Below are 22,916 nucleotides of genomic sequence, written 5' to 3'. Positions count from 1 at the left end.
GTCGGTGTGCTCAAGGTTGGTTGGAAGGCGTCCGCGGAGCAGTTCGGTCCACGCGACCTCGTCACGTTGGCGGCCCACGCCGAGGAGGTCGGACTCGACTCCGCGTTCATCTCCGACCACTTCCAGCCCTGGCGCCACCAGGAGGGGCACGCACCGTTCGCGATGAGCTGGCTCGCGGCCGTCGGAGAGCGCACCGAGCGCATCCAGCTCGGCACGTCGGTCATGACGCCGACGTTCCGCTACAACCCGGCCGTCGTGGCGCAGGCCTTCGGCACGCTGGGAGCCCTCAACCCGGGCCGCATCGTCCTCGGCATCGGCACCGGGGAGGCCCTCAACGAGGTGGCCGTCGGCGCGGCGGGCTCGCCGTGGCCGGAGTTCAAGGAGCGTTTCGCCCGGCTGCGCGAGGCGGTGACGCTGATGCGGCGCCTCTGGACCGAGGAGCGGGTCGACTTCGAGGGCGACTACTACCGCACGCACGCCGCGACGGTCTACGACCGTCCCGAGCAGCCGATCCCCGTCTACGTCGCCGCGGGTGGTCCCCTCGTCGCGCGGTATGCCGGCCGGTCGGGTGACGGCTTCATCTGCACCTCCGGCAAGGGACGCGAGCTCTACGAGGACAAGCTGCTTCCCGCCGTCGACGAGGGCCTCGAGAAGTCAGGCCGCACGCGCGACGACATCGACCGGATGATCGAGATCAAGCTGTCCTACGACCGCGACCCCGAGCAGGCGCTGCACAACGTGCGCTTCTGGGCGCCGCTGTCCCTCAGTGCCGAGCAGAAGCACGGCGTCGAGGACCCGGTCGAGATGGAGCGGCTCGCCGACGAGCTCTCCGACGAGGAGATCGCCAAGCGCTGGATCGTCACGAGCGACCCGGCGGAGGCGGTCGACGCGGTGCGCCAGTACGTCGACTGGGGCTTCAACCACGTCGTCTTCCACGCTCCCGGCCACGACCAGGCACGCTTCCTCGACCAGTTCTCCACAGACGTCCTCCCCGGACTGCGCGAGCTCGGCTGATCCGCCCCACCGACGTCGCAGGGTCCGCCCGGACCCGGCGAGGACGCCTGCGGACCCCTTCCGACACCCCCGCGGAGGGACCCCGGCCACTAGCATCCAGGTCAGGGAGCGCTCGATCACCGACGCGTAGGGGGCGGTTCGGATGCCCGAAGGTTCTGCCGTGGAGACCACGGGCGAGTCGACGGCGGTCCGGCTGTCCCGGATGGCGCGGCGCGTGCCCTTCACCGTGGGGATCGTCGCGACCATGGTGGCCCTCGGGGTGCTGACGCAGTCGCTGTGGTCACCGCTGCAGGACAGCGACCTGCTCGACACGGTGGCCTACGGGCTCCCGGCCCTGCAGGACGGCCGCTGGTGGACGCCCGTGAGCGGCGCGTTCTTCGCGCTCGTCCCGGCGCAGTACCTCCCGGTGGCGGGAGGCGCCCTGCTGCTCCTCGGGTGGTCCGAGGTGCGTCTCGGCACGCGGCGCGTCGCCGTGGCGTCGGTCACCGGTCACCTCGTCGGGGTCCTCGGCGCCTCGTTCGTGCTGCTCGTGCTGTCGAGGACGGCGTGGGCCTGGGCCGACCGCACGGCCGCCGTGCTCGACGTCGGCTTCAGCGCCGGCGCCCTGGCCGCGGTCGCAGCGGCCAGCGCGACGCTCGGGCCGCCATGGCGCGGACGGCTGCGGCTGGTGCTCACCCTGTACGGCGGCCTGGCCCTGCTCTACGTGGGGCTGCTCTGGGACCTGGAGCACCTGCTGGCGATCCTGGCGGGGCTCGGTCTCGGTCCGGTGCTGCTCGGGAGACGCCCCCGGCTCGACCTGCCGACCTTCAGCCGACACGAGTGGCGGATCATCGCCTCGACGCTCTTCGTCGTCTCCGCCGTCGTGCGCATCCTGCTGTACTTCACCCCCTCCGACGGTCCGCTGGGCGCCGCCACCGCCGACTCGGACGCCATGACCGTCCTCGTGGGGGCGGCGATCTCCCTCGCCCTCGCTTGGGGACTCGGCCGCGGGTCCCGGCGCACGTGGCAGGTGGCCGGCGCCCTGGCGACGCTCTCGGTGCTCGTCGGGCTCACGGCGCTCGTCCTCGAGCTCCTCGCCCCCGACCGGCTCGACGCTCAGGGCGATGTCGTCTCGTCGGTGCCGCAGCTCGTCGTGGACAGCCTCCTCTGGCTCCTGCAGCTCGTCGTCCTGGTCGCCGGTCGGGCGGCGTTCCAGGCCCGCTCGGGTCGCCGACGCCGCGCCGACCTCGCCGCCGGCGCGAGCGACCGCGACACCGCCGTCGCGCTGCTCAAGACCCATGGCGGGACGACCATGTCGTGGATGGGCACGTGGCCCGACAACCACTGGTTCATCCACCGCGACCCGGACGGGTCGCCGCTGGGCTACGTCGCGTTCCAGGTGCATCGCGGCACCGCCATCGCCCTCGGCGACCCCGTGGCAGCGGACGCGGCGAGCCGGGCTGCCGTGCTGCAGGCGTTCGTCGACGAGGAGGAGACGCACGGCCTCAAGGTCTGCTTCTTCTCGGTCACCCCGGAGGTCGTCGGCTGGGGCCGTCGGCACGGTCGTCGCGACGTGCTCGTGGCCGAGGAGGCGATCATCGACCTGCCCGACCTCGAGTTCAAGGGCAGGTCGTGGCAGAGCGTCCGGACTGCCCTCAACCGCGCCACCAAGGACGGGATCACGTATCGCGAGGGGCACCTGGCCGAGATGCCGCGGGGCCTGCTCTCCCAGGTCCGTGCGATCTCCGAGCTCTGGGTCTCGGACAAGGGCCTGCCCGAGATGGGCTTCACGCTCGGCGGGGTCGACGAGGCCCTCGATCCGGACACGGTGGTCGGCCTGGCCGTCGACGAGGACATGACGGTCCACGGGGTGACGTCCTGGTTGCCGGTCCACTCTCCCGGTGGCGAGGTCCGCGGCTGGACCCTCGACGTCATGCGCCGGCTGCCGGACGGGTTCCGGCCCGTCACCGAGTTCCTCATCGCGAGCGCGTGCCTGTCCTTCCGCGACGAGGGCGCGCAGCTCGTCTCGCTCTCGGGCGCGCCTCTGGCCCACTCCGGTGACGGATCGGCCGAGAGAGCGGCCCTCGAGCGACTGCTCGACCAGCTCGGCGAGGCGATGGAGCCGCTCTACGGCTTCCGCTCGCTCGACAGCTTCAAGCAGAAGTTCCGTCCGCGGCACGAGCCGGTGAGCCTCGTCTTCTCCGACGAGGCGGCGCTCCCCCGGATCGGTCTGGCCCTGACGTCGGCCTACCTGCCGGGCGCCTCCCTGCGCGACCTGGCCCGGGCCGGCCTGGCGTCGCGCCGGGACGATCAGGTGTCCTTGTAGGGCCGCTTCTCGAGGAGCGAGCCCAGCCTGGCCGTCTTCTCGGGCGTCCACCCCGGTGGGTTCGTCACGGCGACCCAGGACTCGAGGTTCGACGTGGCCGAGTAGAGGTGGCCGTAGCCCATCGGGATGCTGCCGGCGCCGGGCAGGTCGAGCAGGACCTGCCACATCGTGACGAGCGGGAACCAGCCCATCCGGGCGGAGACGTCGGGCCCCCTCTCGCCGTCCTTGAGCCACTCGGGCGCGGTGAACGCCAGGCTCGGGGAGAAGAAGACGATGGGGTCGCTGGCGTGCTGGAGGTAGACGAGACGGGTGGGTCCCCACACCTGTCCTCCGCGGCCGAGGCCGTTCTGCTCGGCGGTGAAGCGCACCGTGCGCCCCTGCTCGTAGACGGGCAGGTATGCCGGGCTGTCGGGTTGGCGCTGCGCCGTGAGCCGGGCGTGCAGCTCGTTGACGAACGGCGGCCCCGACATGAGGGCGCCGTCGATGGGCTCGTTGATGACGTTGATCGAGCTGAGGATGCTCTCGACGCCGAGGGACCCGAGCGACAGCCCGTAGAGGTAGAGCTTGGGCCTGCTGGCCTCGGGTAGGGTCGACCAGTACTGGTGCACCGTGTCGAAGACGACGCGCGACGTCTCGCGCACCGCGTCCTGGTCGGCGAGCAGCGAGATCCACGAAGGCAGGTACGAGTACTGCACGCCGGCGATGGCCGTGTCGCCGTTCCAGAGGAACTCGAGCGGGTCGGTGCCGTTCTGGTCGAGGAACCCGGTTCCCGTCGTCGTGGCGATGACGAGGACCTTGCGGTCGAAGGCGCCCGTGCGCTTCAGCTCGGCGAGGACGAGGTCGGCCCGTCCCTGCACGGTGTCGGCCGAGCGGAGGCCGGCGTAGACACGGATGGGCTCCTTGGCTCCGCCGCCGTTCGCCGCGTCGAGCTCGGCCACCGTGGGCCCGCCGCCGACGAAGTAGCGGCCCTGCCGGCCGAGCAGCTCCCAGCTCGACAGGGACTGGGGGCTGCCCGAGCGCTCGGGCTCCTTCGGTCGTCGCATGTCCTCGGCGATGAGGGTGTCGCGCGGCGCGAAGATGTTGTTGGCGACGGCGAAGAAGCCGTTGACGAGGACGCCGGTCAGCAGCGACCAGATGAGGGCCAGGAGGACTGCCGAGCCGACGACGACCGCCACCCGCCGAGGGAGACGACGCCCCAGCCATCCGAAGACGGTGCGGAAGAGCAGGCGCAGGCTCCGGGCCGCGACGAGGATGAGGACGGCGAGCAGCAGGGTGAGCGCGATGATGACCGGCCACACGGTGGGCGACGCGGGCTCCATCCCGTAGAGCGTCCGGATCTCGTTCTGCCAGCCGACCTGTCGCCACCCGGTGAAGACCGCGGCCCAGAGCCCGAGCCCCACGAAGATCGCCACGAGCACCCGGCGCGCGCGTCCGGGCACGCCGGGGATGCCGAGGTAGCGCCAGAGGGCCTGCGCGCCGGCCCCGAGGCCGTAGCCGATCATCACGGTCACGCCGGACGCGATGCCCTGCACCATGGCCCCCCGCGGGAGGAGCGACGGCAGGAGGGACAGGGCGAAGAACCAGGCCGCGACGGTGAGCCCGACCCCGGAGAAGGTCGTGTCGAACACCCGTCGCGGGGCGCCGAGGGAGGGCCGCCACGGGCGGCTCCCGGCATGGACCGCCGGAGGGGCAGCGGTGGTCGGTGCGGTCATGGCTTCTGCTCCTTGCTCGGCGTGGCCTATGACGAGCCGAGCATAGGACGGCCTGCGGGAGGGCACCCCTGACATGCAAGAAGACCCCGGTCCGTGTGGACCGGGGTCTTCTGCTGCTCTCTCGAGCGTCACGTAGCCCCGACGGGATTCGAACCCGCGCTACCGCCTTGAGAGGGCGGCGTGCTAGGCCGCTACACAACGGGGCCGTGAGCGGTGCCGAGCGGACTCGGCACGAGAAGAAACCTTACCGTGAAGGCTGGATTTCTCCGAATCGGACCACGTTGCCGTGGACCAGAGCTGGGGTACCAGGACTCGAACCTAGAATGACGGAACCAGAAACCGTAGTGTTGCCAATTACACCATACCCCAAGGGGTTTCACTCCGAGCTGGCCTTGCGACCCGTACGGGGTGAACCGAATGGGAATACTACCGGTCCGTGACCGGTGGCCCAAATCGGCGCCCGAGCGCCTGTGTCAGCTCGTCCAGACCGCGCACGGAGGCGACCGCCTCGGAGGTCCCACGGCCCTCCCGGTCGAGCCAGACGGCACGGAGTCCGGCCGCCTCGGCGCCCAGCACGTCCCACTCGAGGTTGTCGCCGAGGCAGACGGCTCCGTGGGGCTCCACGTCGAGCAGCCGGCACGCCTCGAGGTAGACCCGGGGGTCGGGCTTGCCGAAGCCGAGGGTGTCGGTGGTCACGACGACGTCGAAGCGCCCGACGAGGTCGAGCGCCTCGAGCTTGACCCGGGTGGGGGCGTGCGCGGAGTTGGTGAGCAGGGCGATGGGCAGGCCCTCGCCCTCGGCGGCCGCGAGCAGGTCCGGCACGTCGGGGAAGAGCCGCTGGGCGCCTCGGAAGGCGGGCGCGTAGGCCTCCTCGTAGGAGCGGTGGGCGCCCTCGGGGACCTCGACACCGAAGGCCGCAGCGACCTCCGACAGCCGCCCGGCCCGCATCACCTCGAACGCGACGTCACCTGAGGCATAGCGCGGGAACCAGCCCTGGGGATCGTCGTAGTAGCGCTGCGCCATGGCGCGGTGCTCACCGGTGCGGTGGGGCCAGACGGACGCCGCAGCGTGGGTGCCCGCGACCACCATCGCCTCGCGGGTGTCGACGATCGTGTCGTCGACGTCGAGCACGAGCGCCCGGACCCCGTGGAGCGTCTCGACGAGTGACCGGCCGCTCACGGGCGGCCCTCGATCCCGAAGAGGGGCAGGGCCGGCGTCACGCCGTCGACGACGACGCCGTGCGGGCCGTCCGTGCCGCCGCGGCCGGACGCCGACCACGCCGTACGGGTGAGGCGCACGTGCTGCAACGTCTCACCCGAGTGCTCGAGCACGGACCGGTGCGTGTCGAGGTAGCCGAGCGACCGGGAGACGCCGAGGGAGCCCGCGTTGCCCAGGACGGCCGAGCTGACCGCAGCCTCGGCCCGCAACGGGCCGAAGGCGAGGGCCAGCACGGCCGCGCGCATCTGCGTGCCGAGGCCCCTCCCCCGCGCCGCCACGACGAGCCACGACGAGGAGTCGACCGTGCGGTCGGTACGCCAGTCCGGCCCCTCGAGCCACTGCGCACCGACGACCACGCCGTCCCTGCGGACGACGAACGGCAGCGCCCAGTCGTCGGGCGACCACAGACCGAGGGCGCGCCAGTAGCCCTGCGCGAGGACGGCCCGACGGTTCGCGCGGAGGTCGAGTCCGGCATACCTCGTCGCGTGCGGGTTCATCTCCACGTCGTCGGGGAGCAGGGCCGCCAGGGCGGGCAGGTCGGCCTCGGTCATGACCCGCAGGTCGAGGTCGGCCGTGCGCAGGCGAATGCCGTGCAGCGGCCAGGACCAGTCCCCCATGCCCGGCGGCCTCAGAGCGAGTCGCGCAGCGACCGCAGGCGGCCCAGGGTCGAGGTCTTGCCGAGGATCTCCATCGACTCGAAGAGCGGCGGTGAGATCCGGGCACCCGACACCGCGGTGCGCAACGGGCCGAAGGCGAAGCGCGGCTTGATCCCCAGCCCGTCGACGATCGCGGCGCGCAGCGCCTCCTCGATCCCGGCGGCGTTCCAGGCGCTGCCGGTGCCGAGCACCCCGGCGCCGTGGTCGTCGATGTCGCCGAGGACCTTCAGGGCCGCGTCGAGCACGGCCGGGGCGTCGTCCTTGAGCTGGGCACGGGCGTCGTCGTCGATGACGAGCTCGTCGTCGGCGACGAAGAAGGGGCGCACGAGCGCGGGCGCCTCGGTCAGGTGCGCCATCCGCGTCTGGATGAGCTCGGCGACCGCCTTGAGGCGGGCCAGCTCACCGAGGGACTGAGTCTCGCCGAGGACCCCGTCGGCGACGAGGTAGGGCAGCAGGCGGCTCGCGAACTCGCCCACGTCGAGGGAGCGGATGTAGACGCCGTTGAGCCAGTCGAGCTTCTTGAGGTCGAAGATCGGGCCGATCGGGTTGACCTTGGCCCAGTCGAAGGTGCGGCTGAAGTCGTCGAAGGTGAAGACCTCGACGTCTGCACCCTCGGCGTCCTGCTGCGGCGGATAGGCAAGCAGCGCAAGGAAGTTCACGAGGGCCTCGGGCAGGTAGCCCTCCTCGCGGAACCACGTCAGGCGAGCGGCGGGGTTCTTGCGCTTCGAGATCTTCGACTTGTCGGTGTTGCGCAGCAGCGGCATGTGCGCGAACTTCGGCGCCTCGAGGCCGAGCCAGCGGTAGAGCAGGATGTGCTTCGGCGTCGAGCTGATCCACTCCTCACCGCGCACGACGTGCGTGATGCCCATGAGGTGGTCGTCGACGACGACGGCGAGGTGGTAGGTCGGGAACCCGTCGGCCTTGAGGATCACCTGGTCGTCGGGGCGCGGGGCGGAGACCTTGCCGCGGATGACGTCGTCGAAGACGAGCGGCACGTCGTCGGGGACGAGCATGCGCACGACGGGGGTCTCGCTGAAGCCGGGCAGTGCGGCGCGCTCCTCGCGGGTCTTGCCGACGCAGAGCCGGTCGTAGCCGGTGGGCTGCTTCGTCTTCTGCTGGACCTCGCGCATCTGGTCGAGGCGTTCCTTGGAGCACCAGCAGTAGTACGCGTGGCCCTCCTCGAGCAGCCGCTCGACGTAGGGGCGGTAGGTGTCGAGGCGCTCGGACTGGCGGTAGGGCGCGAAGGGCCCGCCGAGGTCGGGGCCCTCGTCCCAGTGCAGCCCGAGCCAACCGAGCATGTCGTAGAGCTGCGCCTCGCTGTCCTCGCGGAAGCGCGCACGGTCGGTGTCCTCGACGCGCAGGACGAACTGGCCACCCTGCTGGCGGGTGAAGGCGAGGTTGAAGAGCGACATGTAGGCCGTGCCGACGTGGGGGTCGCCGGTCGGCGACGGCGCGACGCGGGTGCGCACCGGGCCGGAGCCGTCGGAGGTGGAGACGCGCTCGGACGGCGCGGTGCGGAGCTCGACCTGCCCGAACGTGTCGGGGGTGTCGCTGGCGGGGGAAGACGGCATGTCGGTGCGGGTGCTGTTGTCGCTCATGGTGCGCCCAAGCCTAGTGGGCGCCCCGCACGCAGCGAGACGCGCCGAGGGGTGCCGGGACGTGCCGGTGGATGCCTCCGCGCGGCGACGCCGCCCGGACCGTTGCGGTCGGGCGGCGTCGCGGAGCGCGGTGGTCGAGGGCGCTCAGGCCTGCGTGGCCCCGGGAGGGCCGTCGACGTCGTCGTGCCGCGCGTCGTACGTCGCGTCCTCGTCGGGGCCCTGGTCGGGCTTGCCGGGACGCGCGTGGCGACCGATGTAGCCGCTGTCGGCGGCGCTCTGGCCGGCCCCGGCCGGCGTCTGGGGGTTCACATCATCCTTTTCCATGACATAAACCCTAAAGCGCCCGGTCAGCGGCGCACGAACGTGTTCGTCAGCGACCCGATCCCCGCGATCTCGACCGTGACCTGCTGACCCGCCTCGACGAGGCCCACCCCGGCCGGGGTGCCGGTGAGGATGACGTCGCCGGGGAGCAGGGTGAAGGCGGCGGACGCGTACTCGATGATCCGGGCGATCCCGTGGATCATGTCGGCCGTCGTGCCGTCCTGCTTGACCTCACCGTCGAGCGTCGTGCGGATCGACAGGTCGGCGGGGTCGAGCTCGGTCTCGACCCACGGTCCCAGGGGGCAGCTCGTGTCGAACCCCTTGGCTCGCGCCCACTGGCCGTCGGTGCGCTGCCAGTCCCGGACCGTCACGTCGTTGGCGATGGTGTAGCCGTAGATGCACTCCGCGGCGTTCTCGGCCTTGACGCCCTTGGTGATCGTCTTGATGACGACGGCGAGCTCGCCCTCGTAGGAGATCTCGTCGCTCCCGGCGGGAAGCACGACGGGGTCGAAGGGCCCGACGACGGCCGTGTTCGGCTTGAAGAACATCATCGGCTCGGCGGGGGCCTCGCCGCCCATCTCCTTGGCGTGGTCGGCGTAGTTCTTGCCGATCGCGACGATCTTGGAGCGCGGGATGACGGGCGCGAGGAGCCGCGCGTCGTCGAGCATGACGGGCGGCTGCCCGCTCGGCTGGAGCCCGATGTAGAGCGGGTCACCCGCCAACGGCGTGATGACCTCGCTGCCGGGGTCGCCCTGGACGATTCCGTATGCCGGGTCGTCCCCGGTCGTGTACCTCGCGATGCGCACGCGCCCACCCTACGACGGCGCCGCGCCGCGGGTACCGGTCGGTCTCAGCGCGGCCAGACGATGGTGACGTCGGCCGGAGAGCCGGGCTGCCCGCTCGGCCGCGTGCGGTACTCCGGCACACCGACGCACGTCCACAGCAGGCCGGCGACGTCCTGCCCGAGGAGGTGGGCGAGGTCGGAGTCGCGGAACGTCATGCCCGACGCTGCAGCGCCCAACGCATACGCCATGAGGTGCAACCGGCCCTCGGCGAGCCCGGCGAGCAGCTGCACCTCGCGGTAGGCGTGGTCGTCGAGGTCGTCGAGCCGGGCTCCGCTCATGACGACGAAGGACGCGTCCCGGGCCAGGCCCTGCTCGAGCGACGCGGTGAAGAGCTCGTCCCGGACGGCCGGTTCGGGCAGGGCGCGCACCGGAGAGCTCAGGTCGGGCCAACGGTGGATCCCGGTGGGCACGTCGTCGACGCCGCTGACTCCGACCCAGTGCGGCACGTCGATCCCGCGCAGCGCGGCGCCCATCGCGTCGACGAGGACCTGCCGAGGCAGGGAGCGGTCGGGGTGCAGACGCCGCACCGAGCCCTTGCTCGCGACGACGGCGTCGGTGCTCGGTCCGCCCTCCGTGCTCATCCCGACCGTGGCGCCGCGATCGACCTCGGCGCCGAGGACGGTCTGCTCCCCCGCGCGCTGGGCGGCGGTGACGAGGGGGAACTCGAGGCCGTCCGGGTCGTGGTGCCCCGACATGGGGTCGCCGGCAGGGTGGATCGCGGGGCCACCCTCCCCGAGGGCCACGAGCGCGACGGGGAACTCGTGGACGCGGTCGGCCCCGACAAGGGCGGCCACCTCGGCGTCGGGGAAGGCGGTGAAGAGGCGCGCCGTGATGCCGGCGGAGTCGGCGAGCGCCAGGGTCTGGGCGAGCATGGTGCCCGCGTCCCAGTAGATGTGGCGGAAGCCGCGCTCGCGGTAGCGCCAGCCGGTGCGCCACGGCACGCCGGTGACGACGAGGGTCACCGCGTCGCCAGAGGGCGGCGGCCCGAGGACGACGAGGGCGTGGGCCTCGGGGTCGTACCAGTGCAGGCCCGGCTCGAGGCCGACGACGCCGGCACCCCGCGGCACGGCGACGTACAGCTCGAGCGGGAAGCGAGCTCCTGCCGAGCCGGCCGCGCGGAAGAGGACGAGGCTGCCGTCGGGACGGCGGGTCCGGCGCGTGACGCCGGACGACAGGTAGAGCAGTCGGGCCAGGCCGGCGAGGTCGAGCGGGGTGCTCGCGACCTGCGCCGTGCCGGCGAGCACGGCGGTGGCCGGGACCGTCGTGGCGGGCAGGTCCTGCGGCAGCAGGACCCGACGGAGGTCGTCGTCGTACCGCTTGTAGGGCTGCGGCCGCCGCGACTCGTCGTTGGGGACGAGGTCCTGGACGAGCCGGTCGTCGTCGGGGACCTCGGTCCACTCCCGGTCAGACGAGTAGGAGGTCAGGCGGTGCAGCAGGTGCGTGGGGCGCTCGGCGGCGGTGGCCATGGGTGACATCCTGCTCCCTCCTGACCCGTCCTGCCCGGTGGTGGGGGAAGAGGCGGACATCGTGCCGGCAGGCGCTGGCGGTCACATCGAGCGGCGCAGCCGCAGGTCGAGCGGTCTCCCGTCGGGGTCGTAGACGAGCCGGTAGAGCGGCGTCGCCCAGAGCCGGGTCAGGCGGTCCTGGTCCGGGCTGTCCAGTGGACGCAGGCGTCCCGGTGGGCGCGACTCGGCCGTCGGTGTCGTGCCCTGCTGCCGGCGCCAGGCGTCGAGGGCCGCCGCGCTCGCCGCGAAGGCCTCGAAGTGGTCCTCGATCGGGAGGTCACCGTCGGCGTCGAGATGCTCGCGGGCCAGGCGTTGGCGCAGCTCGCGCGCGTAGTCCGCGTGCGCCACGGCGGCCGACAGCTCGGAGTCGTGGGTCCAGGACCGTCGGTTGAAGTTGTCGGAGCCGACGCTGGCCCACTCGTCGTCGATGACGCACACCTTCGCGTGGACGTAGACGGGCGTGCCCTGCCGGTTCTCGACCCCGTAGACGGCGACGCGGCCGGGGCCGGCGGCGTGCAGATCCCGGAGCAGTCGTGCGCGGCTGACGAGGTTGGGCGGCCGACTCAGGCGCCCGTCCTGGTCCGGCTGGTGCGGCAGCACCGCGACGACGCGGAGCCGCGGCGACCGGCGGAGGGCGTCGGCCAGCAGCGAGCCGACCTCCGCGGACCACAGGTACTGGTCCTCGATGTAGACGAGGCGCCGGGCGCGGCCGAGAGCCTTCGCGTAGGCGCGCGCCACGCTCCGCTCGCCGCGGGGCGCGAAGGGATAGCCGCCGAGACGGTGTCCGTAGGTGCGCAGCAGCTGGACGGGGTGGGGGCCGCAGGGCTCCGGGTCGGCCTGCTGCGGAGGGAGGGGGCGGCGCGGGGGCCGGTCGTGCCGGACCGCGTCGCCGACCCAGCGCACGGGTGAGCGGCTCAGCGCCTGCGGGTCCTCCCACCGCTCCCGGAACACCGTCTCGACGTCGCCCACGGCGGGGCCCCGGATCGCGAGCTGGATGTCGTGCCAGGGCGGTCGCGGTCCGTAGACCTCGGCCATGCTCTGGCGCTGGGGGTCGCCCGAGTGGCCGGCGTCGTCACGTCGGCTGTGGCACAGGTCGATGCCGCCGACGAAGGCGACGTCGAGGTCGGGCCGACCCGGATGGCGCAGGACGACGAACTTCTGGTGGTGCGAGCCGCCCGTGCGCACGCGCATGTCGAGCACGCACTCACCCCCCGCCGCGTTGATCTCCTCGCCGAGGTGGCGGTTCTCCCCGGCGGAGAAGGAGAACCGGTCCCAGTGCGACCGCCACACGAGGCCGCGGACGTCGACGCCCCGGCGGGCCGCGTCGGCGAAGAGCGTGCCGACCTCGCTGTCCGGGCTGCCGGTGAGCCGCTCGTCCGGGTCGCCCCGCCAGTCGACGAAGAGCAGGAGGTCTCCTCGTCCCATCCGGGAGACGGCCTCGACGAGCGCGCCGAAGTAGGCCGCTCCGTGCACCAGGGGCGTCACGAGGTTGCCGTCGGTCCAGGCGCGGCCGTCGGTGTGACGTCGGTCGAGGCGTGTCGCGGCGTTGCCTCGCTCACTGGGCGAGAGGTACCAGTCGGCGGGATCCACGTCCCGAGGCTAGATCCTCGAGCCGGTCGCAGCCATGCCCGACCCGGTCGGGTGCCGTGGACGCCCCGGTGAGCGACTGACCTACGATCGCGGGATGCAGGTGCTCGACGAGTCGGAGTGGCGCAGACGGACGGCGGCGCACGAGGCGCGGGTCGACTCCGCCACGGCCGCGCACCTCGCCCGACGACGTGACCACCGCAAGCACCCCGTGGAGGACTTCCTCTTCACCTACTACTCGTTCAAGCCGGCCCAGCTGCGCCGTTGGCACCCGGGCGCCGGCCTACGGCTCGACGCGGCTGCAGGGGCACCCCAGCGCGACTGGCGCTTCTACTCGGTCGTGGGCGACGTCGTCGGCCTCGACGTGGAGGCGTTCGCGGCAGCCAGGGGCGACACGATGCGGTTCGTGCGGGACCTCCTCGTCCGCACGGCGGCTCGACCGGCACGTTTCGGCTGCTTCGGGCTACACGAGTGGGCCATGGTCTATCGCCTCGACCCGTCCGACGTGCGGCATGCGGGCTGGCCGCTGCGGCTCGGTGCGTCGGGCACCGACGCCGTCGTCGAGAGCCACCAGGTCGCCTGCTCACACTTCGACGCGTTCCGCTTCTTCACCCCCGAGGCCGCGCCGCTCAACGCGCTGACGCCGACGCGCGAGACCCAGCCGGCACTGGAGCAGCCGGGATGCCTGCACGCCGGCATGGACCTCTACAAGTGGGCCCACAAGCTCGTGCCTGCGGTGTCGAGCGACCTCGTCATGGACTGCTTCGAGCTCGCCCGCGACATCCGGGCGCTCGACATGAGGGCGGCGCCCTACGACCTCCGCGAGCTCGGCTACGAGCCGGTCCGGATCGAGACGGCCGAGGGCAAGGCGGAGTATGCCGCAGCGCAACGTGGTTTCTCGGTCCGCGGTCAGGCACTTCGGGCTCGCCTCGTCGAGGCGATCGACGACGTCGTCAGCGACGACGCCGCCTCACCCCGCCCCTGAGCGCTTCTCGACGTCTCGCGGCGCCACTCAGGCGCTGAGACGAGGACGGGTCAGGCGGCGAGGGCGAGGGTCAGGGCGTGTTCGAGGGGGCTGAGCATGTCTGGCTCGGCGGGTCCTCGAGGCTGCTGGGGCGGTAGGCCGGAGAGCAGGGGCGGGGCATGAGAGGTGTAGCTGTGTCCGGTGGGGGTGGTGGTCCGGACGGTGTGAGGTGCGCCGAGCTGCCGCCCGGTGATGGTGTCGGTGTGGGTGTTGATGTCGGTCGTGGCGGTGAAGCCGGGCAGCTGTTTGGTGTGGTTGCAGCGCACGCAGAGGGCTTGGCCGTTGGTGGCGGTGGTGGGCCCGCCGTGGGCGTGGTCCTCGATGTGGTCGAGGTGGCGGGCGGGTGCGTCGCACCAGGGGGTGCGGCAGGTGGCGGCGTCGCGGGTGAGCAGGTAGCGGCGCAGGCCGCCGTCGAAGGTGCGGCGGACCGAGTCCATCCCGACGAGGGTGCCGGTGGTGGGGTGGGTGAAGAGCCGCCGCAGCCACACGCTCGCCGCCCACGCCTCGGCCCCACGCCCGGTGCCATTCCCGGCCTCATGCCCGGCCTCATGCCCGGTGTCATGCCCGGCCTCATGCCCGGTGTCATGCCCGGTGTCATGCCTGGTGGCGCCGTGAGCGGCGGGGTCGGTGGTGTGGCGGAGCCGGGTGAGCAGGTCGCGGACCCAGGCGGCAGGGACCGGGCCGTGGCCGGTGAGGTGGGCGGGGGTGTCATCGTCGCCGAGGAGGGCTCGGTCGGTCATGACGAGCTGGATCTCGACGGGGACGGCGCCGGGGGTGTCCTGTCCGGTGAGGCGGGTGACGAGGGTGTCGGCCATGACCTGGCCTTTGCCGCGCTCGTCGCCGGCGGCGCGGGCGGTGTCAGCCGCGGTGGTCAGCGCGGCGTGGGCGGCGACGGCCTGCGCGACGGGCAGCAGGGCGGTGAGGTAGGCCATGGTGTCCGGAGCGGGCCGGAGCGTGACCCGCCGGTCGGTCTCGGCCTTCGCGGCGCGCGCCGTGACGGAGGCGGCGTCGATGCGGTAGGCGACGGCCCGCACGCGCTGGGCGAGCTCGCGGTCACCGAGCATCCCGACCGGGTGGTCGACCGAGCCGATGACCTCGGCGTCGACGACGCGCCGGTCGGCCGGGGTGAGGACGGCGGTCTCGCGGACGATGATCTGGGCGCGCCACTCGCTCAGCTCGCCGGCTTCGAGCGCAGCCAGGGTGTGCGGCAGGTCCCGGGTCAGGGCGAGCGCGAGCCGGACGTGGCCGGCGCCCTGCACGGGTGACTCGTGCCGGGCGAGCGCGACCTGCGCCGCGATCCCGGTCATGCCCGAGGGCCGCCGCCGGCGCTGCGACCGGGCGCCATGGTCAGCAGCACCGGGCTCAGACGGCGGCTGACTCTCGTTGTCCTGGTCAGCGAACGACGCGGCGCGGGCCTGGTTCCGCGCGGCGCGCCACCCGTCGAAGTCACCCGCGTCGGAGCACTCGGACGCCCGCTGGGACCACGCCTGCGCGACCTGCCCCTGGGAGTCCACGAACGCCGCCGTGACCCGCACCTGCGCCGCCGCGGCCGCAGACTTCAACCGCTCGAGCACGGCGAGCTGGTCGATCCGGGCGTGGTCCGAGTCGCTGCCCGACCCGACCTGCGACAGCGCCGACACGAGGGCCTCGAGGCCCTGAGTCGTCAGCACGGGCGCGTCATCGAACATGTGTTCGATTCTAGGTGAGGACCGACGCGAGCGGCAGGGGCATCCACAGCCAATCCCGTTCGCGGAGAGCGGAACTCGAGTCAGTCACGGTCCTGATACAGGCAGAACGGGTGACCGGCCGGGTCGAGCATCACCCGGACATCGTCCTGGGGCTGGAATCCAGCAAGGACGGCCCCGACCTCGACGGCATACGCCACGGCGATATCGAGATCGTCCACCTCGAGGTCGAGGTGCAGCATCATGATCGGTCGGCCCGGCTCGCTCGGCCAGACCGGGCGGACGTAGTTGGGCTCCGTCTGGAACGAGAGGTTGTAGCCGTGGGCGTCCGACGGGGCGAGCGTCGCCCAGTTCGGGGTGTCCTCGAACAACGTCCAGCCGAGCAGTCGCTCGTAGAAGTGTGCGAGGGCGGAGGCGTCGGGGGCATCGAGCACGACACCGAACCAGTGCTTCGTCGTTCGTAGCGGCATCGCCCCAGCATGCCGAGCGGGCGCACACCCACGGGCGCGGAGACGGCCCACAATCCGGGAATCGACGTATCAGGTGCGCTGCCTCTCGCTCTGAGGGGTGTCGGCGAAGGTCCAGGCACGCGCGTCGACGAACCTCCACCCTCCAGGGGTGGTGCTGGGCGGGGCCTGGACCGCCCAGCACTTGCACCGTCCACCTGTCCTGGGCGCGGGCCGGCGTGACCAGCAGGGAGCGACGTGACCACCTGTGCGCGGCGCGCCTCAGCGCGACCGGGTGAGACCTCGCACGATGACCGACAGGCCGACCTCGAACGCCTTGGCCTCGGCCGTCGCGTCCGGTGCCGGCAGGTCGGGGTCGATGGTCGCGGCCAGGGATCGATCCTGCTGTGCCGCAACCGATCCGAGGATGTGGTGAACGACGAGCGCCGCTGCCTCGTCCCGCTCGGCAGCCGGTGCGCCGGCCTCGTGGACGAGTCGCGCGAGGTCGCGCAGCGGGCGCGTGGCACCGGGGTCGACGGCGTACGCGAGACCCACGACGTCGGCCGCGTCGGGCACCGCGGCAAGGACCTCACGCACTGCCACCGCGAGGCCGACGAGCGCCTCGCTGGCCGGCCGGTCGACCGGCGGGGCCGGGATCTCGGCGAGCAGCACGTCGGCGACCTCGACGAGCAGCTCCTGCTTGTTCGCGACGTGCCAGTAGAGGGCCCCCGGGGCCACACCGAGCTCACGAGCGAGACGGCGCATCGACAGGTCGCCGAGGCCGTAGCGGCGCAGCAGGTCGACCGCGGTCGCGACGACCTGGTCCCGGCTGAGTGCCACGCGCTCCCCTGCTCCCGACGGACGAGCCCCCGTGGACCCGCGTTGACAGCCGAGCCTAGCGACTCGGCATACTGAACACCGTTCAAGTTGAACACCGTTCAACGACGCGCGCAAGGAGCCCGCATGACCCGCCGATTCGACGACCTCGCCGACGCCGTGCTGGCCGGCACCCCGGCGGCGGCGGAGGACGCCCTCGACGTCCTGCGCACCACCGACGACGAGCTGCTCGACGTCGTCGCCGCGGCGGCACGCTTGCGCCGCAAGCACTTCGGCAACACCGTGAAGGTGAACTACCTCGTCAACCTCAAGTCCGGGCTGTGTCCCGAGGACTGCCACTACTGCTCCCAGCGGCTCGGCTCACAGGCCGACATCCTCAAGTACACCTGGCTCAAGCCGGACGAGGCGATCGAACAGGCGGCCGCCGGACTTCGCGGCGGCGCGACCCGGATCTGCATGGTCTCGAGCGGACGCGGACCGACCGACCGCGACGTCGAGCGGGTGGCCGGCATGGTCGGCGCCCTCAAGCAGGAGCACCCGGACGTCGAGGTCTGCGCCTGCCTCGGCCTGCTCAAGGACGGACAGGCGGAGCGGCTCCGCGCCGCCGGCGTCGACGCCTACAACCACAACATCAACACGGCGGAGTCGCACCACGACGACATCGTCACGAGCCACACCTACGCCGACCGGGTCGACACGGTCACCAAGGCCAAGGAGGCCGGGCTCTCGCCGTGCTCCGGGCTCATCGCCGGCCTCGGGGAGACCGACGAGCAGCTCGTCGAGGCGCTCTTCGCCCTGCGCGACCTCGGGTCGGACTCGATCCCCGTCAACTTCCTCATGCCCTTCGACGGCACACCGCTCGAGGGCACGTGGGACCTCACCCCGGGACGGTGCCTCCGGATCCTCGCGATGGCGCGGATCGTCTGTCCTGACAAGGAGATCCGTATCGCCGGCGGCCGGGAGATGCATCTGCGCTCGCTCCAGGGCCTCGCGCTCCACGTCGCGAACTCGATCTTCCTCGGCGACTACCTCACCTCCGAGGGCCAGGCCGCCGAGGCCGACCTCGAGCTGATCCGCGACAACGGCTTCGTCGTCCTCGGCGCCGATGAGGACGCCTCCGTCCCCACCGACGGGGCCGCGACGACGCACGACCCGGCCAAGCGTCGGCGCGGGGCCGGCACCGAGCTTCCCGCCAATGCCTGACGCGCAGGGCTCGGCCCTCGCCACCCGCGACCGCGGGCTCGTCTGGCACCCGTACGCTCCCCTCGACGGTCCCGAGCCGTATGCCGTCGAGGGCGCCTCGGGTGTGCGGCTCTCGCTCACGGCGCCCGGTGGCGCGCACCACGACGTCGTCGACGCCATGGCCTCGTGGTGGTGCGCGGTGCACGGCTACCGCAACCCGGTGCTCGACGCCGCGGCCCACGAGCAGCTCGACCGTTTCAGCCACGTCATGTTCGGCGGCCTGACGCACGAGCCGGCCGTCCGGCTCGCCGAGCGCCTCACGGCGATGGCACCCGGCCCGATGGCGCACGTCTTCTACGCCGACTCCGGCTCGGTGTCGGTGGAGGTCGCCCTCAAGCTGTCGCTGCAGTACCAGGCCGCCGTCGGCCGCCCGAAGCGTCAGCGGTTCCTCACCGTGCGCGGTGGCTACCACGGCGACACGTTCGCCGCGATGAGCGTGTGCGACCCGGTCGACGGGATGCACTCGGCCTTCCCCGGGGCGCTGGCCCGTCAGGTCTTTGCGCCCCGCCCTCCAGCCGCACGTCTGGTACACACGCCGACCGGCGAGGAGCGCTGGGAGACGGACCGATCCGCCGTCGAGGCGTGGGCGGACGAGGTGCGCACCCTGGCGCGGACGCATGCCGACGAGCTCGCCGCGGTCGTCGTCGAGCCGATCTTGCAGGGCGCCGGTGGCATGCACGTCTACCACCCCGACTGCCTGCGGCTGCTCCGGGACGTCTCGGACGAGCACGGGCTGCTCCTCGTCGTCGACGAGATCGCCACCGGCTTCGGCCGCACGGGCCGGCTGTTCGCGTCCGAGTGGGCAGACGTCACGCCCGACGTGCTGTGCGTGGGCAAGGCCCTGACTGGTGGATACCTCTCTCTCGCAGCGGTACTCACGACGAGAGAGGTCGGGGAGGCGATCACCCGCTCGGAGTTCCGTGCCCTGTTGCACGGCCCGACGTTCATGGCGAATCCCCTCGCCTGCGCGGTCGCGAACGCCTCCGTGGAGCTCGTCGAGAGCACGTGGAAGGAGCAGGTCCCCCGGGTCGGCCGCCTCCTGGCCGAGCACCTCGAGCCGGCATCGGCCCTCCCCCACGTCGCCGACGTGCGCACCCTCGGTGCCGTCGGCGTCGTGCAGCTGACGTCGCCGGTCGACGTCCCCCTCGTGACCCGGGCCGCGGTGGAACGTGGCGTCTGGGTGCGACCGTTCCGCGACCTCGTCTACACGATGCCTCCCTACGTCTGCACCGACGACGACGTCCGGCTCATCGCCGAGGGCATCGTCGGCGCCGTGGCGCAGGTGCACTCATGAGCAGCTGGGAGGCGTGGCTCACCGAACGGTCGGACCTGCGGGCGCGGCGTGGCACCGAGCGCTTCGACGCCGTGCTGCGCGTGCACCGCCCCGGAGGTGCCGGTCAGGAGCCCCTCGACCTCGCCTCGAACGACTACCTCGGACTGTCCCGTGACGAGCGCGTCGTCACCGCGGCCAAGGACGCGCTCGACCGCTACGGCGCCTCGGCGACCGCCAGCCGTCTCGTCACGGGCACCCTCCCCGTCCACCGGGACCTCGAGGCCGCGCTCTGCGACCTGACGGGGCAGCCGAGCGCCCTCGCCTTCTCCACCGGCTATGCCGCCAACCTCGGCGTGCTGACGGCGCTCAGCGGGCGCGGGGCCGAGATCCTGCTCGACGCCCATGCCCACGCCTCGCTGCACGACGCCGCCCGCATGTCCCGTTCGCCCTACAGCACCTTCGAGCACAACGACCCCACGTCGCTGGACGCCGAGCTGGCGGCCCGGCCGGACCGGAGGGTCGTCGTCGCCGTCGAGTCGATCTACTCCGTGCTCGGCGACGCCGCGCCACTGCGAGAGCTGTTGGAGGTGTGCCACCGCCACGGGGCGCTGCTCGTCGTCGACGAGGCCCACGGCATCGGCGTGGCGGGTCACGGACATGGACTGGTCCACGAGCTCGACCTCGTCGGCGCGCGCGACCTCGTCGTGAGCGTCACCCTGTCCAAGGCGCTCGGCTCCCAGGGCGGTGCGGTCCTCGGGTCCACCGCCGTCCGGGACCACCTCGTCAACACCGCGCGCAGCTTCATCTTCGACACCGGACTGTCGCCGGCCTCGGCCGCGGCGGCCGCTGCCGCCGCAGGAGTCGTCGCCGGTGACCCGTCGCTCGCCGCCGCGGTGCGCGCCAACGCCGGCACCATCGCGGCCATCTGCGGCATCGAGCCGGCGGCCGGCGCCGTGCAGTCGCTGCCCATGCCCTCGACCGAGGGGGCGGTGGCCGCCGCTCTCGACCTGCGGGCCCAGGGGGTCCTCGTCGGATGCTTCCGGCCGCCGAGCGTCCCCGACGGTGTGTCGCGCCTCCGGATCACCGCTCGCGCCGACCTCGCCGGAGAGGACCTCTTCCACGCTGCCCGGCTCGTCGCCAGGACGGCAGCGGCCCACGGCGCCCCACCTCGTCCCGATACCGTCGAGGGGCCACGGGCGGGGGACGCTCCCTCCCCCGTCCGTGGCCTCCCGTCGGTCGCGGCCGTCGAGGGCGTGCAGGGTCCGGTGCCCGCGACGCCGCTCGGTGCCGCCTCTCCCCGCGGCGACGATGACTGAGGCGCCCGTGCCCCGGGTCGTCGTCGTGACCGGCACCGACACCGACGTCGGCAAGACCGTGGTGACGGCGGCGGTCGTCGCGACCGCGCTGGCCTCGGGACGACGCGTCACGGCATACAAGCCCACCCAGACGGGCGTGGAGCCGGGTGATCCCGGGGACATGGCCGAGGTCGAGCGGCTCTGCGGCGTCGAGACGTCCGAGGGCACCCGCCTGCGCGCCCCGATGGCGCCCCGCCCGGCCGCGCGCCTCGAGGACGCCGCGCTGCCCTCCCTCGACGAGCACGTGGCCCGCGTCGCCGCCCTGGCCGTGGGCCACGACCTCGTCGTCGTCGAGGGCGCGGGTGGCCTGCTCGTCGAGCTCACCGACGTCGGGGACACGCTCGCCGACCTCGCCTCGGCCTTCCCCGACTGCGGTGTGCTCGTCGTGGCCCGGAGTGGGCTCGGCACCCTCAACCACACGATGCTCACGCGAGAGGCACTCTCGCACAGGCAGATCCGGCAGCTCGGGATCGTGATCGGCTCATGGCCCGATAGTCCGGACGTCATCGAGACGACGAACCGCGAGTACCTCGAGGCACAGCCCGAGGGCCTGCTCGGTGTCGTCCCCACCGGAGCCCCTGGCCTCGAGCCCGCGGCCTTCCGCGAGGCATCGCCCGGCTGGCTGCCGGGTCTGGCTCAGCGCCTCGGGACGCCCTGACGCAGCAGCCCGTGGACGATGCCGTCGGTAAGGGCGCGCCACGACGCGGCGAGGATCGAGCCCGCGACACCGATGGTGTCCCACGACGTCTCGCCGTCGGAGGTCTCGATGAGCACGCGGGTCACGGCGTCGGTGCCGTGCGACGCGTCGAGGATGCGCACCTTGAAGTCGATGAGCTCGATCTTCTCGATCTCCGGGTAGGCCCGGGTCAGCGCCTCGCGGAGGGCGTGGTCGAGGGCGTTGACCGGGCCGTTTCCCTCGCCGGTGGCGATGAGCCGGGCACCGTCGGCGCGCAGCTTGACGGTGGCCTCGGAGGTGGCGTCACCCTCGCCCGAGGAGTCGGTGATGACCCGCCACGACTCGACCTCGAAGTAGTCGGTGCAGCCGGGGTCGAGCGCCTCACGCAGCATGAGCTCGACGGTGGCGTCGGCGGCGTCGAACGTCCATCCGCGCAGCTCGAGCTCCTTGACCTCGGCCAGCACCGACGCGACGACCTCGGGTCGGTCGGAGAGGTCGAGGCCGGCCTCGCGCGCCTTGAGCTCGATGCTCGCCCGGCCCGCCATGTCGGAGACGAGGGTGCGCATGCCGTTGCCGACGAGTGCCGGGTCCATGTGCTGGTAGAGGTCGGGGTCGACCTTGAGCGCGCTCGCGTGCAGGCCCGCCTTGTGCGCGAAGGCGCTCGCGCCGACGTAGGGCTGGCGACTGTAGGCGGGGACGTTGGTGACCTCGCTGATCGCGTGGGCGATGTGCATGGCCCGGCGCAGCGCGTCGGGATCCATCGCGTGCAGCCCCAGCTTGAACTGGAGGTTTGCCGCCACGGTGACGAGGTCGGCGTTGCCCGTGCGCTCGCCGTAGCCGTTGACCGTGCCCTGCACGTGCGTCGCGCCCGCCCGCACGGCGGCGACGGAGTTGGCGGCCGCGCATCCGGTGTCGTTGTGGCAGTGGGCACCCACCCGGGCACCGGTCGAGGCGAGGACGTCGGCGACGACCTCCCCCACCTGGTGCGGCAGCATGCCGCCGTTGGTGTCGCACAGCACGACGACCTCGGCCCCGGCCTCGTGCGCCGTGCGCACCACCGACAGGGCGTAGTCACGGTCGAGGTGCCAGCCGTCGAAGAAGTGCTCGCAGTCGACGAAGACCCGACGCCCCCGGCCCACGAGGTGGCTCACGGTGTCGCGGACCATCTCGAGGTTCTCCCCGAGCGTCGTGCGCAGGGCCCGCTCCACGTGACCGGTGTGCGACTTGGCGACGAGGCAGACCACCGACGCCTCCGAGTCGACCAGCGCCTGGACGAGGGCGTCCTGCGCCGCGACGCCGCCGGCACGGCGGGTTGCCCCGAAGGCGGCGAGCGTCGCGTGGCGCAGGTCGAGCTCGGTGCGGGCCCGTTCGAAGAACTCGGTGTCCTTCGGGTTGGCGCCGGGCCAGCCGCCCTCGATGAAGTCGACCCCGAGATCGTCGAGCAGCCCGGCGATGGCGAGCTTGTCCGACACCGAGAGGTTGAGCCCCTCCTGCTGGGCGCCGTCGCGCAGGGTGGTGTCGTAGACGTGCAGCGCTTCCATGGCCTTCATTGTCCTCGATCTCGGGGGTTCGGCCGACCGCCCCTGCGGGCGGGCGACGCTGGTGTGGGAGGGACCC

Annotated in this window: 19 protein-coding genes and 2 tRNA genes; 7 read left to right on the top strand and 14 right to left on the bottom strand. The window is 72.5% G+C overall.

The annotated features are described in order from the left end of the window. Window positions 1–6 precede the first annotated feature (6 nt). Both fgd and TAE01_RS03250 read left to right on the top strand, forming a co-directional pair. Window positions 7–1,014 carry a glucose-6-phosphate dehydrogenase (coenzyme-F420) gene (gene fgd, locus TAE01_RS03255; protein WP_147063352.1) on the top strand — a complete coding sequence of 336 codons (1,008 nt, stop codon included), beginning with the start codon at window positions 7–9 and terminating at the stop codon, window positions 1,012–1,014. Window positions 1,015–1,174: 160 nt separating this feature from the next. Then, window positions 1,175–3,319, top strand: a complete 2,145-nt coding sequence (locus tag TAE01_RS03250; protein ID WP_222594048.1) for a bifunctional lysylphosphatidylglycerol flippase/synthetase MprF — start codon at window positions 1,175–1,177, stop codon at window positions 3,317–3,319. On the opposite strand, the gene TAE01_RS03245 is transcribed toward TAE01_RS03250, so the two are convergent. The 10 genes from TAE01_RS03245 to TAE01_RS03200 form a co-directional block, all read right to left on the bottom strand. Beyond that, window positions 3,304–5,031, bottom strand: a complete 1,728-nt coding sequence (locus tag TAE01_RS03245) for an alpha/beta hydrolase (RefSeq protein ID WP_186815018.1) — start codon at window positions 5,029–5,031, stop codon at window positions 3,304–3,306. The genes TAE01_RS03250 and TAE01_RS03245 overlap by 16 nt on opposite strands. Window positions 5,032–5,164: 133 nt before the next feature. Beyond that, a tRNA-Glu gene (locus tag TAE01_RS03240) sits at window positions 5,165–5,237 on the bottom strand. A 91-nt stretch (window positions 5,238–5,328) separates the two neighbouring features. Further along, window positions 5,329–5,400 (bottom strand) — tRNA-Gln (locus TAE01_RS03235). Between the two features lie 57 nt (window positions 5,401–5,457). Next, window positions 5,458–6,210, bottom strand: a complete 753-nt coding sequence (locus TAE01_RS03230) for an HAD family hydrolase (protein ID WP_147063346.1) — start codon at window positions 6,208–6,210, stop codon at window positions 5,458–5,460. Further along, a complete protein-coding gene (locus tag TAE01_RS03225; RefSeq protein WP_147063344.1) occupies window positions 6,207–6,866 on the bottom strand; it encodes a GNAT family N-acetyltransferase in 660 nt (219 codons plus the stop codon). The genes TAE01_RS03230 and TAE01_RS03225 overlap by 4 nt, the downstream gene beginning before the upstream one ends. Before the next feature lie 11 nt (window positions 6,867–6,877). After that, window positions 6,878–8,317 (bottom strand): glutamate--tRNA ligase, encoded by a 1,440-nt coding sequence (gene gltX, locus TAE01_RS03220; protein ID WP_246111121.1) that lies wholly within the window; start codon window positions 8,315–8,317, stop codon window positions 6,878–6,880. Between the two features lie 330 nt (window positions 8,318–8,647). Continuing rightward, a complete protein-coding gene (locus tag TAE01_RS03215) occupies window positions 8,648–8,827 on the bottom strand; it encodes a hypothetical protein (RefSeq protein WP_147063342.1) in 180 nt (59 codons plus the stop codon). Window positions 8,828–8,850: 23 nt separating this feature from the next. Then, window positions 8,851–9,630: a fumarylacetoacetate hydrolase family protein gene (locus TAE01_RS03210; RefSeq protein ID WP_147063339.1), complete on the bottom strand. Its 780-nt coding sequence runs from the start codon at window positions 9,628–9,630 to the stop codon at window positions 8,851–8,853. A 44-nt stretch (window positions 9,631–9,674) separates the two neighbouring features. Further along, complete coding sequence (locus TAE01_RS03205; protein WP_147063336.1) at window positions 9,675–11,135, bottom strand: nitroreductase family protein; 1,461 nt, start codon at window positions 11,133–11,135, stop codon at window positions 9,675–9,677. Between the two features lie 81 nt (window positions 11,136–11,216). After that, entirely contained in the window at window positions 11,217–12,764 is a 1,548-nt protein-coding gene (locus TAE01_RS03200; RefSeq protein WP_147063335.1) for a phospholipase D family protein, read from the bottom strand. Window positions 12,765–12,858: 94 nt separating this feature from the next. On the opposite strand from TAE01_RS03200, the gene TAE01_RS03195 reads away from it, so the two are divergent. Continuing rightward, the gene (locus tag TAE01_RS03195; protein ID WP_147063333.1) at window positions 12,859–13,746 is read left to right on the top strand and encodes a 3-methyladenine DNA glycosylase; all 888 of its coding nucleotides are present in this window, start codon (window positions 12,859–12,861) and stop codon (window positions 13,744–13,746) included. A 50-nt stretch (window positions 13,747–13,796) separates the two neighbouring features. On the opposite strand, the gene TAE01_RS03190 is transcribed toward TAE01_RS03195, so the two are convergent. The 3 genes from TAE01_RS03190 to TAE01_RS03180 form a co-directional block, all read right to left on the bottom strand. Beyond that, a complete protein-coding gene (locus TAE01_RS03190; protein ID WP_147063332.1) occupies window positions 13,797–15,473 on the bottom strand; it encodes an HNH endonuclease in 1,677 nt (558 codons plus the stop codon). 80 nt (window positions 15,474–15,553) lie between these two features. After that, complete coding sequence (locus TAE01_RS03185) at window positions 15,554–15,940, bottom strand: VOC family protein (protein ID WP_147063330.1); 387 nt, start codon at window positions 15,938–15,940, stop codon at window positions 15,554–15,556. A gap of 258 nt (window positions 15,941–16,198) precedes the next feature. Further along, window positions 16,199–16,756, bottom strand: a complete 558-nt coding sequence (locus TAE01_RS03180) for a TetR family transcriptional regulator (RefSeq protein ID WP_147063328.1) — start codon at window positions 16,754–16,756, stop codon at window positions 16,199–16,201. A 123-nt stretch (window positions 16,757–16,879) separates the two neighbouring features. Between TAE01_RS03180 and bioB the strand changes: the two genes are divergently transcribed. From bioB to bioD, 4 genes are read left to right on the top strand one after another with little or no spacing between them, the layout of a single operon-like run. After that, window positions 16,880–17,956, top strand: coding sequence for a biotin synthase BioB (gene bioB, locus TAE01_RS03175; protein WP_147063327.1), 1,077 nt, complete (start codon window positions 16,880–16,882; stop codon window positions 17,954–17,956). Continuing rightward, the gene (bioA, locus tag TAE01_RS03170) at window positions 17,949–19,289 is read left to right on the top strand and encodes an adenosylmethionine--8-amino-7-oxononanoate transaminase (protein WP_147063325.1); all 1,341 of its coding nucleotides are present in this window, start codon (window positions 17,949–17,951) and stop codon (window positions 19,287–19,289) included. The genes bioB and bioA overlap by 8 nt, the downstream gene beginning before the upstream one ends. Beyond that, complete coding sequence (locus TAE01_RS03165) at window positions 19,286–20,584, top strand: 8-amino-7-oxononanoate synthase (protein ID WP_147063323.1); 1,299 nt, start codon at window positions 19,286–19,288, stop codon at window positions 20,582–20,584. The genes bioA and TAE01_RS03165 overlap by 4 nt, the downstream gene beginning before the upstream one ends. Next, window positions 20,577–21,281 carry a dethiobiotin synthase gene (gene bioD, locus TAE01_RS03160; protein ID WP_147063321.1) on the top strand — a complete coding sequence of 235 codons (705 nt, stop codon included), beginning with the start codon at window positions 20,577–20,579 and terminating at the stop codon, window positions 21,279–21,281. The genes TAE01_RS03165 and bioD overlap by 8 nt, the downstream gene beginning before the upstream one ends. On the opposite strand, the gene cimA is transcribed toward bioD, so the two are convergent. Continuing rightward, on the bottom strand, window positions 21,260–22,840 hold the full coding sequence (gene cimA / locus TAE01_RS03155) for a citramalate synthase (protein WP_147063319.1): 1,581 nt from the start codon (window positions 22,838–22,840) through the stop codon (window positions 21,260–21,262). The two genes, bioD and cimA, sit on opposite strands and share 22 nt — an antisense overlap. Window positions 22,841–22,916: the final 76 nt, after the last annotated feature.

This window comes from Terrabacter aerolatus (assembly GCF_007991735.1).
In the GTDB taxonomy this organism is placed as follows: Bacteria; Actinomycetota; Actinomycetes; order Actinomycetales; family Dermatophilaceae; genus Terrabacter; species Terrabacter aerolatus.
This window is presented reverse-complemented; position numbering and strand designations above follow the sequence as displayed.

What these genes read in the sequence shown, in the direction of transcription:
- TAE01_RS03205 (WP_147063336.1), bottom strand. Translation starts at nt 11,135, where the DNA reads ATGGCCACCGCCGCCGAGCGCCCCACGCACCTGCTGCACCGCCTGACC.
- bioD (WP_147063321.1), top strand. Translation starts at nt 20,577, where the DNA reads ATGACTGAGGCGCCCGTGCCCCGGGTCGTCGTCGTGACCGGCACCGAC.
- cimA (WP_147063319.1), bottom strand. Translation starts at nt 22,840, where the DNA reads ATGGAAGCGCTGCACGTCTACGACACCACCCTGCGCGACGGCGCCCAG.
- TAE01_RS03165 (WP_147063323.1), top strand. Translation starts at nt 19,286, where the DNA reads ATGAGCAGCTGGGAGGCGTGGCTCACCGAACGGTCGGACCTGCGGGCG.
- bioA (WP_147063325.1), top strand. Translation starts at nt 17,949, where the DNA reads ATGCCTGACGCGCAGGGCTCGGCCCTCGCCACCCGCGACCGCGGGCTC.
- gltX (WP_246111121.1), bottom strand. Translation starts at nt 8,317, where the DNA reads ATGTCGCTCTTCAACCTCGCCTTCACCCGCCAGCAGGGTGGCCAGTTC.
- TAE01_RS03245 (WP_186815018.1), bottom strand. Translation starts at nt 5,031, where the DNA reads ATGACCGCACCGACCACCGCTGCCCCTCCGGCGGTCCATGCCGGGAGC.
- TAE01_RS03215 (WP_147063342.1), bottom strand. Translation starts at nt 8,827, where the DNA reads ATGGAAAAGGATGATGTGAACCCCCAGACGCCGGCCGGGGCCGGCCAG.
- TAE01_RS03190 (WP_147063332.1), bottom strand. Translation starts at nt 15,473, where the DNA reads ATGTTCGATGACGCGCCCGTGCTGACGACTCAGGGCCTCGAGGCCCTC.
- TAE01_RS03185 (WP_147063330.1), bottom strand. Translation starts at nt 15,940, where the DNA reads ATGCCGCTACGAACGACGAAGCACTGGTTCGGTGTCGTGCTCGATGCC.
- TAE01_RS03225 (WP_147063344.1), bottom strand. Translation starts at nt 6,866, where the DNA reads ATGGGGGACTGGTCCTGGCCGCTGCACGGCATTCGCCTGCGCACGGCC.
- TAE01_RS03195 (WP_147063333.1), top strand. Translation starts at nt 12,859, where the DNA reads ATGCAGGTGCTCGACGAGTCGGAGTGGCGCAGACGGACGGCGGCGCAC.
- bioB (WP_147063327.1), top strand. Translation starts at nt 16,880, where the DNA reads ATGACCCGCCGATTCGACGACCTCGCCGACGCCGTGCTGGCCGGCACC.